This is a genomic window from Cellulomonas sp. P22 (assembly GCF_044392165.1).
In genome coordinates this window covers 17,379-33,427 of sequence record NZ_JBISBW010000008.1, presented here as the reverse complement: position 1 = coordinate 33,427, position 16,049 = coordinate 17,379, and the positions used below count along the sequence as shown (strand labels likewise).

Here is a 16,049-nt window from a genome sequence, read left to right as displayed (position 1 = left end):
TTCGCCAGGCACCATTAAGGGTTCCCAAAGCTGTAGCACGAGCAACTCGGTCTATTGAACGCGTACATGGTTCTGGGCGGACGTCGCAGCGACAGTGTTTCGCCCGAAGCGCGCGGCACATTGGGTAGATAACATTTCACGCGAGACAGCGAACCGCTTTACATGGACGACAGGACCAATCCATCTCGTCAGACGCCGTCATCACATTGTTGACTGTCGTCATGGCGGCAGCAAAGACGCTAGCAGGATCGACGCGGGTGCGGAGCGGAAATGCGGCTTGATGTTGGGCCTGTCGATGGCCGCTCTCTACACCCTCGGTCTCGACGCACGCAGGTGTCCGGCGCGATCAGCCGGCGGTCGAACCCGGACAACGAGCGTCAGGCCGGGTGGCACGGTGCCCGTACCTCGTCGAGCCTCGTGACCGCCGTCCCTCCGCCCCCGAGCCAAGTTCGACGGGACCGACGGCTCGCCGGCACCGGGACCCTGACCGCACGCTGCGCCGGCGGCCCCGGCCCGGCGCTGCCTCAGCCCGCGCGCACCGCGAGCGTGCTCGACCCGTCGGGCAGCCGGCGCACCTCGATGCGCTCGGCGATCGAGGCCTTGAGCGCCTCGACGTGCGAGACGACGCCCACCACGCGGCCACCGGCCCGCAGCCTGCCCAGCTCGGCGAGCACGGCGTCGAGCGTGTGCGGGTCGAGCGACCCGAAGCCCTCGTCGACGAACAGCGTGCCCAGGTCGATGCCGCCCGCCTCGGCGGTCACCACGTCGGCCATGCCGAGCGCGAGGCACAACGACACGTAGAACGTCTCCCCGCCCGAGAGGGTGCGGGGGTCGCGGGCCGTCTCGGTGCGGTGGTCCACGACCCGCATCGACAGGCCGGTGCGCCGTGAGCGCACGTCCTCGCGCTCGTCGCTGCGCACGAGCTCGAAGCGTCCGTCGGACATGAGCAGCAGCCGTTCGTTGGCCGCGGCCACCACGTCCTCGAAGCGCCGCACCAGCACGTACGTCGCGAGGGTCAGCGCCCGCGCGTTGTCCCCGCCCGCAGCCGCCGCGAGCCCCGCCATGCGCACCACCGGTGCGGCGTCGGCCAGCGCCGTCCCGAGCGCTGTCGACGCCGCCACGACCTGCGCGAGGGACGCCCGCGCCAGCGCGACCCGCTCGGCCGCGATGGTCACCGCGCCCGTGATCCGGGCCGCCAGCTCGCGGCGCTCGACGTGCAGCGCGCGGGCCGCCGCGAGCTGAGAGCCGAGCGCGTCGGCGTCCTCTGCGTCGTCGGGCAGGTCCGCGAGCGCCGGGTCGGCCAGCCCGGTGCGCACCCGTTCGACCGCTGCCTGGTGCGCGCGCACCGTCGCCTCGAGCTCGGCGAGGACCGGGGGGTCGAGCAGCGAGGCGCGCGCGTCGTCGACCTCGAAGAAGCCCTGCTCCTCGAGACCCCGGGTCAGCTCGGCGACCCGCACGTCGCGGTCACGGGACGCCCGGTCCACCTCGGCGAGCGCGTCGATCACGCGGGTCGCAGCGGCTGTGCGCCGGGCCAGGGCCCGCTGCCGCGCCTGCACGGTCGGATGGTCGTCCCGGGCCTCGGCCACCTCCTGGCTGTCGCGCTCGAGCTCGGCCTCGAGGCTGGCCAGCCGGGCCTGCTCCGCCGCGGCGAGCTGCTCGAGCTCCCCGCGACGGCCCCGCGCGATCTCGGTCTCCTCGTCGTGGACCGCGAGCGCGTCCAGAGCGCGCGCCCGGGCGGCCTCGCCCGACTCGGCCATCGTGACGAGGATGCGGGCCTCGGCGACCCTGCTCCTGGCCTCCTCGAGGCTCAGGCCGCCCGCACCCTCGCGGGCCCCCGCCAGGCGCTCGGTCAGCGCCACGACCTCAGCGGCACGCTCGGCCAGGACCTCCTCGGCGTGGGCCCGCTCATGGGTCGCGCGGTCGACGTCCTCCGGGCTCGTGCGGTCCTCCGCGTGGTCGGCCTTCGCTGGGTGCTCGCGCGCGCCACACACCGGGCACGGCTCCCCGGGGGCCAGGCCGCCCGCGAGCTCACCCGCGATCCCCGCGATCCGGGCGTCACGGGCGCGGGCCTCGTGCTCGACGGCCCGGTGCGCCGCGGCGGCTGCGGCGTCGCGCGCCGGGACTGCCGTCGCGAGCTCCTCGGCGGTGCGCTCGGCGACGCCCGCGGCGGCGAGCACAGCCTCGGCCGCCCGCTGCTCGGCGCGTCGGGCACCGAGCTCGCTCACGAGCTCGGTCGCGGTCGCGAGCTCGGCCACGAGGTCCGCACGCTCGGCGGGGCGACTGGTGAGCTCGACCGCGAGCCGCTGCGCCTCCGTGCGCGCGCTGTCGACCGACAGGCGCAGGTCGCGCACCGCACGGTGCCGATCGGGCAGCTCCGACTCGAGCACGACGAGCCGGGTCAGCGTCGCCGCGGTCCGTTCGGCGCGCGACCGCTCGGCCGTGAGCGTCTCGCGGAGCTGCACAGACACCCGGCCGGGATCGGCGTCCTCGTCCCCCGGCAGCTGCTGGGGGCGGTGCCCGAGCAGCCCGAACGCGCGCGTCTGGGGCGGCAGCAGGTCCTCGGGGGCGTCGTCCACCGCGACGCGGACCGCCTCCTCGGCCGCTGCGAGGGCAGCCTCGGCCGAGTCGAGCCCGTGCACCAGTGCGCGGACCGCGAGCGCGCGCCGCGCCCGCTCGTACCGCTCGACGTCCTCGCGATGGGTCCCGGCGAGCTCGTCGAGCCGCTGCTGCTCGGCGCGCAGGTCGGCGCGCCGCGCGAGGGCTGCGACGGTGCCGGTGAGCCGGTCGACCTCCCGGCGGGCCTCCTCGAGCGCCGCGTCGGCGGCCACCCGCTGGACCTCGAGCCGATCGGCGACCTCCGCGAGGTGGTCGACGTGCCCCTGCGCGAGCTCGACGGCCTGCGTCGACCCCTCGTCTGCGGCCTCCTCGAGGGCCCGGGCCGCCTCGACGTCGAGCGACGCGGCCCCCGCGAAGTGGGCCGCGGCGCTGCGCAGGTCGCCCCGCGCGTCGCTCACCGCGCGCTGCACCTCGCGGCGCATCTCCTCGAGCCGCTGCTGGACGCGCTCGTACACCTCGGTGCCGAAGATCTTCTGCAGCAGCGAGCGCCGGTGCTCGGGGTCGGCCCGCAGGAAGCTCGCGAACTCGCCCTGCGGCAGCACGATCGTCTGCACGAACTGGGTGCGGTCGAGGCCGATGATGCGCTGCAGCTCGGCCCCCGCCTCGTCGGGCCTGGTCGAGAGGATCTCCCCCACGGGACCGCCGTCCGCGCCCGGGTCCGCGTCCAGGTCGGCCGGGAGCCGCCACAGCTTGACGCTCGACTGCTGGCGCACGGTGCCGTGGCCGCGCTTCTTGGGCCGGTCGTACGCCGGGGTGCGGCGCACCCGGAAGACACCGGCGCCGGTCTCGAAGACCAGGTCGACCAGGCTCTCGACGTGCTCGGGGGCGAACGCGGAGCGCAGCCGGTCCTCGCTGGCGGACGGTGAGGCGACCTTGCCGTACAGCGCGAACACGATCGCGTCGATGATGGTCGACTTGCCGGCCCCGGTGGGGCCCTCGAGCAGGAACAGCCCCGAGGCGCCCAGCGCGGCGAAGTCGATGGTGAACGACCCGGCGAACGGCCCGATGGCCTGCAGCTCGAGCGTGCGCAGGTGCATCAGGCGCTCCGCTCGGCCGCGGTGACCTGCTCGTACGCGCGGCGCAGCACGTCGGCTTCGGCCTGCGTGGGTTCGGCGCCGCTCACGTGCTCGACGAACTCCGTGGCGACCTCGAGCACGTCGTGGGCCGCTGTCACCACCCCGGTGCGGACCCCGGAGCCGACCCGTTCGGGGGGCCGGTGCTGCACCACCAGCGCGTGCGGGAAGCGGGCGCGGACCCGGCCGTACAGGTCCTCGGGGCGGTGCGGATCGGTCACCGTCACCCGCAGCCAGTCCTCGACGTGCGCCTCGCCCGCGGCGCCGAGCAGGTGCTCGAGCGGGCCCGTGAGCTCCGCGAGCCGGCGCGGCACGGGTGCCGCGACGAGGCTCACGCCGACGCCGAGGGGCGCGTCGTCGGGCGCGCGGAGCGCGGCGTCGAGGTCGAGGTCGAGCAGCACCGTCGACTTCGTCTGCCGCAGCTCGGAGAACGAGTACGCGAGCGGCGAGCCGGAGTACCGCAGCAGCGGCGCACCGGGCAGCCCGGCGCCGATGCGCTGCGCACCGTGCAGGTGCCCCAGCGCGACGTAGTCGACCCCGGCGAACACGCCCGCCGGCACCGCGTCGACGCCTCCTACACGGATGTCCCGCTCGGAGTCGGAGGGCTCACCGCCCACCACGAACGCGTGCGCGACGACGACCGCGCGGGGTCGGGGGGCTCCGGTGTGGGCGGCGCCCGCCACACGGCGCGCCAGGTCGGCGCGGATGCGGGCCATGGCCGCCGTGACGACGGCCTCGTGCGAGCGGGCCAGGGGCTCGGCGCCCGGCTCGGCCAGGTCGTGGCGCACCACGTCGGGGTCCAGGTACGGCATCCCGTACACGAGGGTGTCGCCGCGCTCGTCGGGCAGCACCACCGGGTCGGCGACCCCCGCGACGCGGGACCTGACACGGACGCGCTCGCGCATCAGGGCGGCGCCGAAGCCGAGGCGGGCGGCCGAGTCGTGGTTGCCGGGGGTGAGGACGACGGTGGTGACCTCGGCGAGGCGGGCGAGGGTGTCCGAGAGCAGGGTGACGGCCTCGACCGGGGGCACCGCGCGGTCGTACACGTCCCCCGCCACGAGGACCGCGTCGACCTGCTCGCTGCGCACGACCTCGACGAGGTGGTCGAGGTGCGCGGCCTGGTGGTCCAGCAGGTCCACCCCGTGCAACGTGCGACCCAGGTGCCAGTCGGAGGTGTGCAGGAGCCGCATGCCGTGAACCTAGCCGACGCCCCTGACCCGCGCCGCGCCGCGCCGCCCGGCCGTCTGCGCCCCCGACGGCGCGGCGCTGGGGGTGGCTCAGGCGCGGACGGGGTCGCCCTCGGGCTGGATCTCGTCCGCCATGCCGATCATGGCCAGCAGGTCGGTGACCGTGCCGTGCGGGTCGTGCAGGGTCACGCGTCGGCCGGTCTCGGTCGCCGCGAGGTGCAGCTGCAGCACGAACGCGAGACCCGACGAGTCGATGAACGTCACGTCGCTCACGTCGATCACGACGCGGAGCGGGCTGGTCAGCGCCGCGGCCATCGACTCGCTGGCCTGCTCACGGAGGGCCGCGTCGACCTCCCCCTGCATCGTGACGACGGTGACGTCGTCGACGTCGGCCACCCCGATGCCGCCCGCAGCACCGTTCTTCTCGATCAGGTGCATCGTTCTCCAGCCTTGCTGTTCTGGCACGTCCCACGGTCGGGACGCGAGGGTCCCGGAAGGACCGGCCCCCGACGCTACCTGCCGACCCCGACACCCGCGCGGCGTGCTGTCCTCCAGCAGGAGAACGTCAGATGGCCGTCCGGCAGTTCCCCTCAGGTGGCCGGTTCCGGGTCGGTCACGTCCGCGACCGTGGCCCCGAGCACCGCGACCAGCGCCGTCCCGTCGACCGTCGCGCCGACCCCGTGGCCACCCGCGCCGATCGACACCTCACGGCCCAGGACCCGCTCGTCGGCCACCACGGGCCAGGCGCGCAGCGACCCGAACGGGGTGATCGTGCCGCGCTCGTAGCCGGTCACGTCCTTCGCGGTCGCCGCGTCGGGCATCGACAGGCGGTTCACGCCCAGCAGCGCGCGCAGCCGCGGCCACGAGATCGTCCGCCCACCGGGGACCAGCACGAACAGGTAGTCGTCCTCGCCGCGGCGCACCACGATCGACTTGATCAGCGCGTCCTGTTCGACGCCCCGTGCCGCGGCAGCCTCCGCGAGCGAGGACACGCGCCCGTGGTGGACGACCCGGTGCGCGATGCCCGACGCGGCGAGCGCCTGCGCGGCGCGCTCCTCCCCTGACGACTCGGCGGGTCCGGGCTGCGTGGCAGGCTCGCTCATGCGACCCAGCGTACGAAAGACCCGTGGCCCGCGACGGGAACTCGACGACGCTCGCGACGTAGCCCGAGCCTGTCGATCGCCGGGCTGGGTGCCGGTCGCTAGCCTCGCGTCATGGCCGAGCCGATCGGGATCGTGCACGACATCACCCTGCGTGACGGGCGCACGCTGCGTGCCCACGACGTCGGCACGTCCGACGACGCCCGCCCGACGGTCCTCTGGCACCACGGCTCACCGCAGAGCGGCACGCTGCTCCCCCCGCTCGTGGCCGCCGCGGCCGCCACCGGGCTGCGGCTCGTCTCGTACGCGCGGCCCGGCTACGGCGGCTCCACCGCGGCACCGGGCCGGGACGTCGCGGGGGCGGCGGACGACGTCGCCCAGCTAGCCGACGCGCTGCGCATCGAGCGGTTCACGGTGATGGGCGCTTCGGGCGGCGGGCCGCACGCCCTCGCGTGCGCGGCACTGCTGCCCGATCGCGTCACGGCCGTGGCGTGCCTCGCCGCGATCGCCCCACCCACCGGGCGGGAGGACTGGTACACCGGCATGGCCGACCTCGGCGGCCTTCGGGCGGCCGCCACCGGCCGGGAAGCGCGAGCCCGCTACGCGCAGACCGCGGAGTTCGACCCGACCTCGTTCACCGACGCCGACTGGGCGGCCCTGGCCGGAGCCTGGGCCTCGTTGGGCGACGACGCCTCGCACGCGGGCGAGGCGTGGCCGGGTGGGCTGGTGGACGACGACGTCGCGTTCGCCCGCGCCTGGGGGTTCGACCTGGCGCAGGTCGGTGCGCCCGCCCTGCTGGTGCAGGGCGGGCGGGACCGTGTGGTGCCCCCCGCGCACGTCGACCTGCTGGCGTCCGCGTTGCCGGACGTCGAGGTCTGGCGGCACCCCGAGGACGGTCACATCTCGGTGCTCCACGCGTGTGCCGACGCGATGGTCTGGCTGCTGGCGAGGGACGTCCCGGCGGTCACCCGCCCGCGGACCTGAGCGGCGCCGTCCGGTCATCGAGCAGGGCACGCCTCCGCGCGATGGTCGCGAGCCGGTCCAGCTCCGCGATCTGCTGGTCGGCGGCCACGGTGAGCTCGTCCAGGCGTTGCGGGGAGATGCCGAGCTCGCCCGACCACTCCAGCAGGGTCTGCCAGCAGCTCCGCTTCCCGACCACCGCTGACCGCATGAGCTCGAGCTCGAGCAGTGCGGTCAGCGGTGACGTGCGCACCACCCTGCCGTTGGTCTTGAGCCGCCCGACGCGCTCACCCACCCACAGCCCGGCCTGCTTCCACCGCGCCAGATGCACCCCCAGTGAGGCGGCGGTGTCGATGAGCCACTCCCGCTCGCCGGCGATCTGGGCTGCGATGTCGGCGAGGCTCGGGCCCAGCGGCGTGTCCGCGTACGCCCGCGCCATCCGCTCGATGCGGCCAGCACCAGCGGTCGCGCCGGCCACGTGGTCGCTCAGGTAGATGCGCAGGAGCTGCCGGTCGACGTCTCTCATCGGTCAGAGGGCCGTCCGAGGTGCGGGGGCGACCGGACCGTACAGGGGCTGGACGTCGGACATCTCCAGGTCTGCCGTCGCCTGGATCAGGGCCAGCAGCTCGGGGTCCAGGCCGGGCGAGAACTCTTCGACGCGTTCGACCGCGATGGTCGACGGGACACCCACGGGCGCCTGCTCGCTGGCGTCGAGCTCGGTGCCGTCCTTGGACGGGGACATCCCCTGGAAGATCTTCCCGGCCTCGGACTGCGCGGCCAGGTCGAACGTGTACTGCTTGCTCTGCAGACCCAGGTCGAGGAGCTTCTTGACCTCGGGGAACTTCTCGGCGTTCGTCTTCGGGATCGGCAGCACCTTCGCCCAGTCGACGCCCAAGGTCTCCAGCGCCCGGGCATAGGCGTTCTCGTGCGCCTGGTCCCGCACGATCAGGTACGCGACGGTCGAGCGCGCCGTCTTGTTCGCTGTCATCTCGTAGATGCGGCACTTCTGCAGCCGCCCGGTGGACTCCAGCATCAGGTTGTACAGCAGGTCCAGGACGAGGTTGCCCGAGTTGTAGACGTAGGAGCCGCTCCACGGGTTGCCCGCGGCGTCCACCGGCCGCGCACCCTGGGCTGCGACCAGGTAGTGATGGATGTTGCTCTGGTCCAGCGCGATGGCCAACGGCGTGGCGCCCCCGGCTCCGGGGGTGTCCAGCGGGTCGGTCGGGCTGCCCTGGTAGCGGGGCGAACCGTCCAGGAGCCGGGCGATCGTGGTGCCGATCAGCTCCACATGGCTGATCTCCTCCGTGCCGACGCCCTGCAGCAGGTCCCGGTACGGCTTCGCGTCCGGACCTCGGAAGTTGATGCTTTGGAACAGGTACTGCATCATCGTGCGCATCTCGCCGAACTGACCGCCCAGCCCCTCCTGCAAGGCGTTCGCGGCGGCCGGATCCGGCTCGTCGGCGACGATCTCGTTGATCAACCTCTGCACGTGCAGGTACATAGCTGTCTCCTCCGCGCTGAGTCATCACCCCGCCTGACGACGAGGGCGCAGAACCACAGTGGCCCGGGAGGGTCGATGTCGCATCTGGGGGGTTTCACCCACTAAAGCCCGATCGTATCCAGCTCGGCGAGGTCGTCGTCGACCTGGCGTATGGCGTGGGCCGCGACGCACGGGTCGACGTGCTCGCGCGAGCGGTCAGGCGGGCAACGAATTCATGGGTCGAATTCTCCGAGGGCCCGAGCCCGAAAATCATCCCTTGATTTGCTCGAGCGGAGAAAGCTGTCACGGTCACGCATTCTGCAGCGCCCCGGCACCGCCCCGACAGCACGATGCCCAGCAGACCCCGAGGGCGGCTGGGCATGTGGTCAGTTCGGGCCCGTCATCGGGTCCGGTGCAGGTCAGCGAACGAACGGCGTCATCCCCGACAGGCCGATCAGATGGGCCATGTCGCGGCGTTCGGCTGCGGTGAGAGCACGGCTCGAGAGGATCATGGGGCGGCGGCGTGCGCGGCGGACAGGGGTGGCGTCCGACTTTCGCGAGGTGTTGATGTTCACGCAGCAAACAATACTGATCGGGCGCTCGCCTGGCCACGCATTTTGGGCCCGCACGAAGGTGTTTCACGCACGCACTCACCCACTTGCCACAAGTGCTCCGGACGATCCGGACGAACGGTGGGCCGCCCCGGCCGGACGAGGCAGGAAGAGGGCTCGGCCCGGTGGGTCAGCGGACCGAGTGTCCACGGCGGCCAACCGCCGCGGCGACCCGCGCCGGAGATTGTGGGCGACGGCTCGCAGGTTCACCAGGGAGAATGGGCCGTCGTGAGCACCGCCGGAGACCATCAGCCCAGACCGGAGGGGACCGACCCCGGTTCCCGCCCGGCTCGGCGACGCCGTCCTCCCCGTCGTCGCCCACGCACCGACCCGCCCGCGACCTCTGCGACCTCAGCGACCACGCCACCGGCCCGCGACTCCTCGCGCCCCGACCAGTCGGACGGTGGTCACCGCCGCGAGCGCCGCGCGCAGGCCCGCCGCGACGTGGTCGTCCCGCCCATCACGTATCCCGAGCAGCTGCCGGTGTCGGCCCGCCGCGAGGACATCGCGGCGGCGATCCGTGACCACCAGGTGGTGATCGTCGCGGGCGAGACCGGCTCGGGGAAGACCACGCAGCTGCCCAAGATCGCGCTCGACCTGGGCCGGGGTCGCGAGGGGCAGATCGGGCACACGCAGCCCCGGCGCATCGCGGCGCGCACGGTCGCGGAGCGCATCGCCGAGGAGCTGGGCACGTCGATCGGCGAGCTCGTGGGCTACCAGGTGCGGTTCACCGACGAGTCGAGCGAGCGGACGCTCGTCAAGGTGATGACCGACGGCATCCTGCTCGCGCAGATCCAGCGCGACCCGATGCTGCGCGGCTACGACACGCTGATCATCGACGAGGCGCACGAGCGCTCGCTCAACATCGACTTCCTGCTGGGGTACCTGACGCGGCTGCTGCCGCAGCGCCCGGACCTGAAGGTCGTCATCACGTCCGCGACGATCGACTCGGAGCGGTTCGCGCGGCACTTCTCCGGACCGCCCACCCCCGAGCACCCGGACGGTGTCCCGGCCCCCGTCATCGAGGTCACGGGCCGCACGTACCCGGTCGAGGTCCGCTACCGCCCGCTGACCCCCGACCCGGAGCCCGAACCTGAGCCCGGGGAGCAGGGCGCGCTCAAGGCCGCGCCGCGCGGCGGGAAGAAACAGCGTGAGGTCGAGGACCGCGACCCGCTGACGGCGATCTGCGAGGCCTTCGACGAGCTCGCCGCCGAGGGGCCGGGCGACATCCTCGTGTTCTTCTCGGGCGAGCGGGAGATCCGCGACGCCGAGGAGGCGCTGCGCTCGCACCTGGGTGAGCGGGCGAACGACCTGCGCCGGCCCGACGCCGTGGAGATCCTGCCGCTGTACGGGCGGCTGTCGGCGGCCGAGCAGCACCGGGTGTTCCAGCAGCACGGCAACCGCCGCGTGGTGCTGGCCACGAACGTCGCCGAGACGTCGCTGACCGTGCCGGGCATCCGGTACGTGATCGACCCGGGCACGGCGCGCATCTCGCGGTACTCGAAGGCCACGAAGGTGCAGCGGCTGCCGATCGAGCCGATCTCGCAGGCGTCGGCCAACCAGCGCTCGGGCCGGTGCGGGCGCGTCGCGGACGGCATCGCGATCCGGCTGTACTCGCATCAGGACTTCGAGTCGCGGCCCGAGTTCACCGAGCCGGAGATCCTGCGCACGTCGCTCGCGTCGGTGATCCTGCAGATGATCGCGGTGGGCGTCGCGACCACGCCCGACGACATCGCGAAGTTCCCGTTCGTGGACCCGCCGGACACGCGCGCGGTGCGCGACGGCACGCAGCTGCTCACCGAGCTCGGGGCCCTCGGTGCCGGGGACGACGCCGGCGCCGGCCTGACGAAGGTGGGCCGCGACCTGGCCCAGCTGCCCATGGACCCGCGCCTCGGCCGGATGATCGTCGAGGCCGGACGCCGCGGGGTCGCCCGCGAGGTCATGATCATCGCCGCCGCCCTGTCCATCCAGGACCCGCGCGAGCGCCCGATGGAGCAGCGCGCGCAGGCCGACCAGCAGCACGCGCGGTTCGCGGACCCCACGTCGGACTTCCTCACGTACCTGAACCTGTGGCAGTACCTCAAGGAGCAGCAGCGCGAGCTGTCGGGCTCGGCGTTCCGCCGCATGTGCAAGGCGGAGCACCTCAACCACCTGCGCATCCGCGAGTGGCAGGACGTCGTCACGCAGCTGCGCGAGCTCGCCAAGCCGCTCGGCATCGTGGTGAACCCGCCGCCGCAGCGCACCCCCCCGCCGGCCGCCGCGACGTCGGGCACCACGCCGTCGGGTACGACCGCCCCCGCCGGACCCCGCCGCCGCACCGCCCCCGGCGCGGCCCAGACCGTGCTCGCCTCGGACACGGCCGAGGGTCCGGGCACGCTGCGCCTCGACTGGGACGCGGACCGCATCCACATGAGTCTGCTCGCGGGTCTGCTGAGCCAGATCGGCATGCAGGAGGCCACCGAGGTCACGCCTCCTGCGGCCGGCCGGGGCAAGAAGCCGGTGACGGGACGGCCCGACCGGCGGGGCCGCAACGAATATGTCGGCGCGCGCGGCGCCCGGTTCGCGATCTTCCCGGGCTCGGCGCTGGCGAAGCGTCCCCCGGCGTGGATCATGGCGGGCGAGCTCGTCGAGACGTCGCGGCTGTGGGCGCGCGACGCGGCGCGCATCCAGCCGGAGTGGGCCGAGGAGCTCGCGCAGCACCTGGTCAAGAGGACGTACTCAGAGCCGTCGTGGTCCACCAAGCAGGGTGCGGCGATGGCCCTCGAGCGGGTGCTGCTCTACGGGGTGCCGATCGTGGCCCAGCGCCGGGTGCTCTACGCCAAGCACGACCCCGAGCACGCGCGCGAGCTGTTCATCCGGCACGCGCTCGTCGAGGGCGAGTGGACCACGCACCACGAGTTCTTCCACGAGAACCGTCGCCTGCTCGCCGAGGCGGAGAGTCTCGAGGCCCGCGCCCGACGCCGCGACCTGGTCGTGGACGACGAGGTGCTGTTCGCGTTCTACGACGAGCGCATCCCGGCGGACGTCGTCTCGGCGCGGCACTTCGACCAGTGGTGGAAGACGGCCCGACGCACCGACCCCGATCTGCTGAGCTTCACGCGCGAGCTGCTCGTGGCCGACGAGGGCGCGACGGTGAGCGACGCCGACTTCCCGTCGACCTGGCCGCAGGGCGACCTCGAGCTGCCGCTGACGTACCAGTTCGAGCCGGGGGCCGACGCGGACGGCGTCACCGTGCACGTCCCGCTCGTGCTGCTCGCGCGGGTGCGGCCCGACGGCTTCGGCTGGATGGTGCCCGGCCTGCGCGAGGAGCTCGTCACCGCGACCATCCGGGCCCTGCCCAAGCCGGTGCGCGTGCAGCTCGTGCCCGCCCCCGACGTGGCGCGCGGCGTCGTCGCGTGGTTCGACGAGCACCTCGCGAGCTGGGAGGACACGGTGCGGGCCGGTGAGCTGGCCCCGTCCTTCCATGAGGCGTTCGCGCAGGCCGTGCGCGCGCTGCGTGACGTCGAGGTGCCGCCCGACGCGTTCGACGACGAGAAGCTGCCCCCGCACCTGCGCGTCACGTTCCGCGTCGAGGACGACGGGCGGGTGGTCGAGGAGGGCAAGGACCTGATCGGCCTGCAGCGCCGGCTCGCGCACCGCACGCAGGACGCGGTGAGCACAGCTGTCCGGACGGCGGTGCGGGACGCGATGCGCGAGGTCGCGGGGGGACGCGGCGACCGACGCGGACGCGGCGGGGGCACGCTGCCCGTCGCCGAGCCGTCCGCTGACCCCGCCACCGCCCCCGCGCCGGACCGCGCGGTCCCCGCCACCGAGCGGCTCTCCCCCGGCATCGCCGAGCGCACGGGCCTGACGCAGTGGCCTGCGGACCTGCCCGACGACGGCACCGTGCCGCTGACGGTCGAGACGTCCGGCCGGGGTGGCCTGCGCGTGCGCGGCTACCCCGCCCTGGTCGAGGAGGACGGCGGCACCGTCGCGCTGCGCGTGCTGGCCGACCCGGCGACCCAGGTCGTCGAGCACCGGCGGGGCCTGCTGCGGCTGCTGCTGCGCGACGTCGGGCTCGCGACCCCGCGCGTGACCACGCGATGGTCGGGCCAGCAGGCCCTGACCCTCGCGGCCAGCCCGTACCCGAGCACCGACGCGCTGGTGGCGGACGTGCAGCTCGCGGCGATCGACCACCTGCTCACCGAGCACCTGCAGGGACGCCCGGCCACCGAGGTGCGGACCGCGGCCGCGTACGCGCAGCTGCGCGCGGCGGTCCGTGACCGGCTCGAGGACACCGTGCACCGCACCGTCACGGACCTGGTGGCCGTGCTGGGGGCGGCCCGCGAGCTCGACGCCGAGGTGCGCGCCTCGACGAGCCTCGCGCTGCTGGCCACGTTGCAGGACGTCCGGGAGCAGGCGGCACGGCTGGTGCACGTCGGGTTCGTCTCGGAGGTCGGCATCACCCGGCTGCCGCACCTGGCCCGGTACCTGCGCGCCGCCCGGCACCGGCTCACCAAGGCCGCCGCGAACCCCGACCGGGACGCGTCGCTCGCGTGGACCGTCGCGGAGCTGACCCGCGAGTACACGACCGCCCGCGCCCGGGCCGAGGCGACCGCGAGCCGCACGCAGGCCGTCGACCCCGATCGCCGGGCCGCGTTCGACGCCGTCCGCTGGATGATCGAGGAGCTGCGCGTCTCGCTGTTCGCGCAGCAGCTCGGCACCGACGGCCCGGTCAGCGAGAAGCGCATCCGCAAGGCCCTCGCGGAGGCCTGACCTGCGCTCCCACGACCGGGCGAAAAGCCGTCGGCAGCCCGGGTGAGGTTGCGTGGCGCGGCTGCCCGCGGACGGGACGCCGACTACAGTGCCCGCATGACGACCCGGCCCGACCGCGACGATGCGGACCGCGCAGCATTCGGTTCCTTCGCGGGACCGGGTGCTGCACCGCCGAGCGAGGAGATCCTGGCGGCCGTCCACGACGGGCTGGCCAAGGTCCCGGCGGGCTCGCCGACGTCCTGGTTCGAGGTCCCGCGGCAGCGCACGCCGTCCCCCGGCACCACGATGGACCGTCGCCGCACGCTCTGAGCTGGACCTCTCGCGTCGGCTGTCAGCGCCGCCCGGCACACTGGGCCCATGACCTCCGACGCCCCCGCGGTCCCGTTCGCGGCCCCGGTCGCCACCCGCTGCTTCGGCGACGGCGACCCGCTGTACGAGGCGTACCACGACACCGAGTGGGGCGTGCCGGTGCACGGCGAGCGTGAGCTGCTCGAACGGGTCGCGCTCGAGGGCTTCCAGTCCGGGCTCGCGTGGATCACCGTGCTGCGCAAGCGCCCGGCGTTCCGGTCGGCGTTCGCGGACTTCGACCCGGCAACGGTCGCGCGCTTCGGCGACGACGACGTCGCCCGCCTGCTCGCCGACGTCGGCATCGTGCGCAACCGGGCAAAGATCGAGGCGACCATCGCGAACGCCCGCGCGGTGCTCGCGCTCGAGGAGCAGGGCCGCTCGCTCGACGAGGTGTTCTGGTCGCACGCGCCCGACCGGTCGGCGCACGTGCGCCCCGCGACGTGGGCCGACGTGCCGCCGGTGACCGCCGAGTCGCGGGCGCTGGCCCGTGAGCTGAAGTCGCTGGGCTTCCGCTTCATCGGTCCCACGACGGCGTACGCCGCGATGCAGGCGTGCGGGCTGGTCGACGACCACCTGGCGACGTGCCCGGTGGTGCTCGCCCGCAGCGCCTGATCCACTGGTCGTGAACGGGTCTCCGGGCGCGTTCACCGTCCGGACCAGGAATCTCGCCAGCTGAGAGTGGTTGCCCACATGTCGGTATGGGCATAGGCTCGCGCCACCATCCAGAGCGGCCGAGAGACCTGGCTCGACGACGCCGCAGCAACCCCCCTCGTTCCGCGCGGGTGTGGGTGCTTCCGCCAGGGTCGATGGAGCTGCCATGACCTGCATGGATCGTTGTCGTCCCGCCGCACCGCCCTGTGCGCCCGCCCGGAGCCCCCGGTGAGCGCCCCGGACGCCTGGCGCACGGCCCCCACGGGAGCCGGCTCGCGCGACCACCTCGCCGTCGTCGACCGGCCCACGATCTCGTTCGAGCTCTACCCGCCGCGCAACCCCGAGGCCGCACCGCGGCTGTGGGAGACCATCCAGGCGCTCGGGTCCGCGCGACCCGACTTCGTCTCGGTCACCTACGGGGTCGAGGGCAAGACGCGCGACACCACGCGTCGGCTCGTGCGACGGCTGCTGCGCGAGACCTCGCTCAACCCGATCGCTCACCTGACCTGCGTGGGGACCTCGCGCGCCGAGGTGGTGGAGGTGGTCGAGGAGTTCCTCGACGAGGGCGTGCGCTCGTTCCTCGCGCTGCGCGGGGACCCGCCCGCCGACCAGTCCGCGTGGCACCCGCACCCCGACGGCCTGCGCACCGCCGCCGAGCTCGTGGCGCTGCTGCGACAGATCGAGGCGCGGCGCTGCGCGACGAGCCCCGCCCAGGCGGTGCGGGCCACGGTGCGGCCGCTGTCGATCGCGGTCGCGGCGTTCCCGCGCGGCAACGCCCCGGTGGGCAGCACGCGCGAGCAGGACATCGCGGCGCTGCTCGACAAGCAGTGCTCGGGGGCCGACTTCGCGATCTCGCAGGTCTTCTACGACCCGGCGGCCTACCTCGACATGGTCGCGGGCGCCCGGCGGGCCGGGGTCACGATCCCGATCATCCCGGGCATCATCCCGACCACCGACCCGGCCCGGCTGCTCCGCGTCGAGGCGCTCACCGGCGTCCCGGTCCCGCGCGACCTGCTGGACCGCCTGGGCGCGGTCGACGACGAGGCCGAACGCCACCGCATCGGCATCCGCGCCGGCGTCGACCTGGTCAACGCCGTGCTCGACGGCGGGGCGCCCGGCGTCCACCTCTACACGTTCAACACGCACCACGCCGCACTGGACCTGCTCGAGGGCGCACACCTCGTCGGCGGAGGCCCGCTGGCCCCCGACCGGGCCGTCGGGCCGCAGGTCACCACGACATCCGACAACCCGACCCCGAGGGACTGAGC

Annotated in this window: 12 protein-coding genes and 1 riboswitch; of the genes, 5 read left to right on the top strand and 7 right to left on the bottom strand. The window is 74.0% G+C overall.

Annotated features, from left to right (window positions below; all coding sequences use genetic code 11):
* Positions 1–524: 524 nt before the first annotated feature.
* The 4 genes from ACGIF2_RS11060 to ACGIF2_RS11045 all read right to left on the bottom strand — a co-directional run bounded on the left by ACGIF2_RS11060 (position 525) and on the right by ACGIF2_RS11045 (position 5,979).
* Positions 525–3,653: an AAA family ATPase gene (locus ACGIF2_RS11060; RefSeq protein ID WP_396046529.1), complete on the bottom strand. Its 3,129-nt coding sequence runs from the start codon at positions 3,651–3,653 to the stop codon at positions 525–527.
* The gene (locus tag ACGIF2_RS11055) at positions 3,653–4,879 is read right to left on the bottom strand and encodes an exonuclease SbcCD subunit D (protein WP_396046527.1); all 1,227 of its coding nucleotides are present in this window, start codon (positions 4,877–4,879) and stop codon (positions 3,653–3,655) included. Before ACGIF2_RS11055 ends, ACGIF2_RS11060 begins: the two co-directional genes overlap by 1 nt.
* Positions 4,880–4,966: 87 nt before the next feature.
* Positions 4,967–5,314: an STAS domain-containing protein gene (locus tag ACGIF2_RS11050; protein WP_396046525.1), complete on the bottom strand. Its 348-nt coding sequence runs from the start codon at positions 5,312–5,314 to the stop codon at positions 4,967–4,969.
* A gap of 152 nt (positions 5,315–5,466) precedes the next feature.
* Complete coding sequence (locus ACGIF2_RS11045; RefSeq protein ID WP_396046523.1) at positions 5,467–5,979, bottom strand: aminoacyl-tRNA deacylase; 513 nt, start codon at positions 5,977–5,979, stop codon at positions 5,467–5,469.
* A 111-nt stretch (positions 5,980–6,090) separates the two neighbouring features.
* On the opposite strand from ACGIF2_RS11045, the gene ACGIF2_RS11040 reads away from it, so the two are divergent.
* Positions 6,091–6,960, top strand: a complete 870-nt coding sequence (locus ACGIF2_RS11040; protein WP_396046521.1) for an alpha/beta fold hydrolase — start codon at positions 6,091–6,093, stop codon at positions 6,958–6,960.
* Here the strand turns inward: ACGIF2_RS11040 and ACGIF2_RS11035 are convergent.
* The 3 genes from ACGIF2_RS11035 to ACGIF2_RS11025 all read right to left on the bottom strand — a co-directional run bounded on the left by ACGIF2_RS11035 (position 6,941) and on the right by ACGIF2_RS11025 (position 8,991).
* Positions 6,941–7,462, bottom strand: coding sequence for a hypothetical protein (locus ACGIF2_RS11035; RefSeq protein WP_396046519.1), 522 nt, complete (start codon positions 7,460–7,462; stop codon positions 6,941–6,943). The genes ACGIF2_RS11040 and ACGIF2_RS11035 overlap by 20 nt on opposite strands.
* 3 nt (positions 7,463–7,465) lie before the next feature.
* Positions 7,466–8,437, bottom strand: a complete 972-nt coding sequence (locus ACGIF2_RS11030; protein ID WP_396046517.1) for a manganese catalase family protein — start codon at positions 8,435–8,437, stop codon at positions 7,466–7,468.
* A gap of 398 nt (positions 8,438–8,835) precedes the next feature.
* Positions 8,836–8,991, bottom strand: a complete 156-nt coding sequence (locus ACGIF2_RS11025) for a hypothetical protein (protein ID WP_396046515.1) — start codon at positions 8,989–8,991, stop codon at positions 8,836–8,838.
* Positions 8,992–9,255: 264 nt separating this feature from the next.
* Here ACGIF2_RS11025 and hrpA point away from each other — a divergent pair, with 264 nt between their 5' ends.
* The 4 genes from hrpA to ACGIF2_RS11005 all read left to right on the top strand — a co-directional run bounded on the left by hrpA (position 9,256) and on the right by ACGIF2_RS11005 (position 16,047).
* Positions 9,256–13,782 (top strand): ATP-dependent RNA helicase HrpA, encoded by a 4,527-nt coding sequence (gene hrpA, locus ACGIF2_RS11020; protein WP_396046513.1) that lies wholly within the window; start codon positions 9,256–9,258, stop codon positions 13,780–13,782.
* A gap of 96 nt (positions 13,783–13,878) precedes the next feature.
* The gene (locus ACGIF2_RS11015; RefSeq protein WP_396046511.1) at positions 13,879–14,091 is read left to right on the top strand and encodes a hypothetical protein; all 213 of its coding nucleotides are present in this window, start codon (positions 13,879–13,881) and stop codon (positions 14,089–14,091) included.
* Positions 14,092–14,139: 48 nt separating this feature from the next.
* Complete coding sequence (locus ACGIF2_RS11010) at positions 14,140–14,742, top strand: DNA-3-methyladenine glycosylase I (protein WP_396046509.1); 603 nt, start codon at positions 14,140–14,142, stop codon at positions 14,740–14,742.
* Positions 14,743–14,845: 103 nt separating this feature from the next.
* Positions 14,846–14,943: riboswitch (SAM riboswitch) on the top strand.
* Positions 14,944–15,009: 66 nt separating this feature from the next.
* A complete protein-coding gene (locus ACGIF2_RS11005; protein WP_396046507.1) occupies positions 15,010–16,047 on the top strand; it encodes a methylenetetrahydrofolate reductase in 1,038 nt (345 codons plus the stop codon).
* Positions 16,048–16,049: the final 2 nt, after the last annotated feature.

Excerpts from the sequence above, each read along its gene's own strand:
- ACGIF2_RS11010 (WP_396046509.1), top strand. The coding sequence starts at position 14,140 with ATGACCTCCGACGCCCCCGCGGTCCCGTTCGCGGCCCCGGTCGCCACC.
- ACGIF2_RS11035 (WP_396046519.1), bottom strand. The coding sequence starts at position 7,462 with ATGAGAGACGTCGACCGGCAGCTCCTGCGCATCTACCTGAGCGACCAC.
- ACGIF2_RS11050 (WP_396046525.1), bottom strand. The coding sequence starts at position 5,314 with ATGCACCTGATCGAGAAGAACGGTGCTGCGGGCGGCATCGGGGTGGCC.
- ACGIF2_RS11055 (WP_396046527.1), bottom strand. The coding sequence starts at position 4,879 with ATGCGGCTCCTGCACACCTCCGACTGGCACCTGGGTCGCACGTTGCAC.
- ACGIF2_RS11060 (WP_396046529.1), bottom strand. The coding sequence starts at position 3,653 with ATGCACCTGCGCACGCTCGAGCTGCAGGCCATCGGGCCGTTCGCCGGG.
- ACGIF2_RS11045 (WP_396046523.1), bottom strand. The coding sequence starts at position 5,979 with ATGAGCGAGCCTGCCACGCAGCCCGGACCCGCCGAGTCGTCAGGGGAG.
- ACGIF2_RS11040 (WP_396046521.1), top strand. The coding sequence starts at position 6,091 with ATGGCCGAGCCGATCGGGATCGTGCACGACATCACCCTGCGTGACGGG.
- ACGIF2_RS11015 (WP_396046511.1), top strand. The coding sequence starts at position 13,879 with ATGACGACCCGGCCCGACCGCGACGATGCGGACCGCGCAGCATTCGGT.
- ACGIF2_RS11030 (WP_396046517.1), bottom strand. The coding sequence starts at position 8,437 with ATGTACCTGCACGTGCAGAGGTTGATCAACGAGATCGTCGCCGACGAG.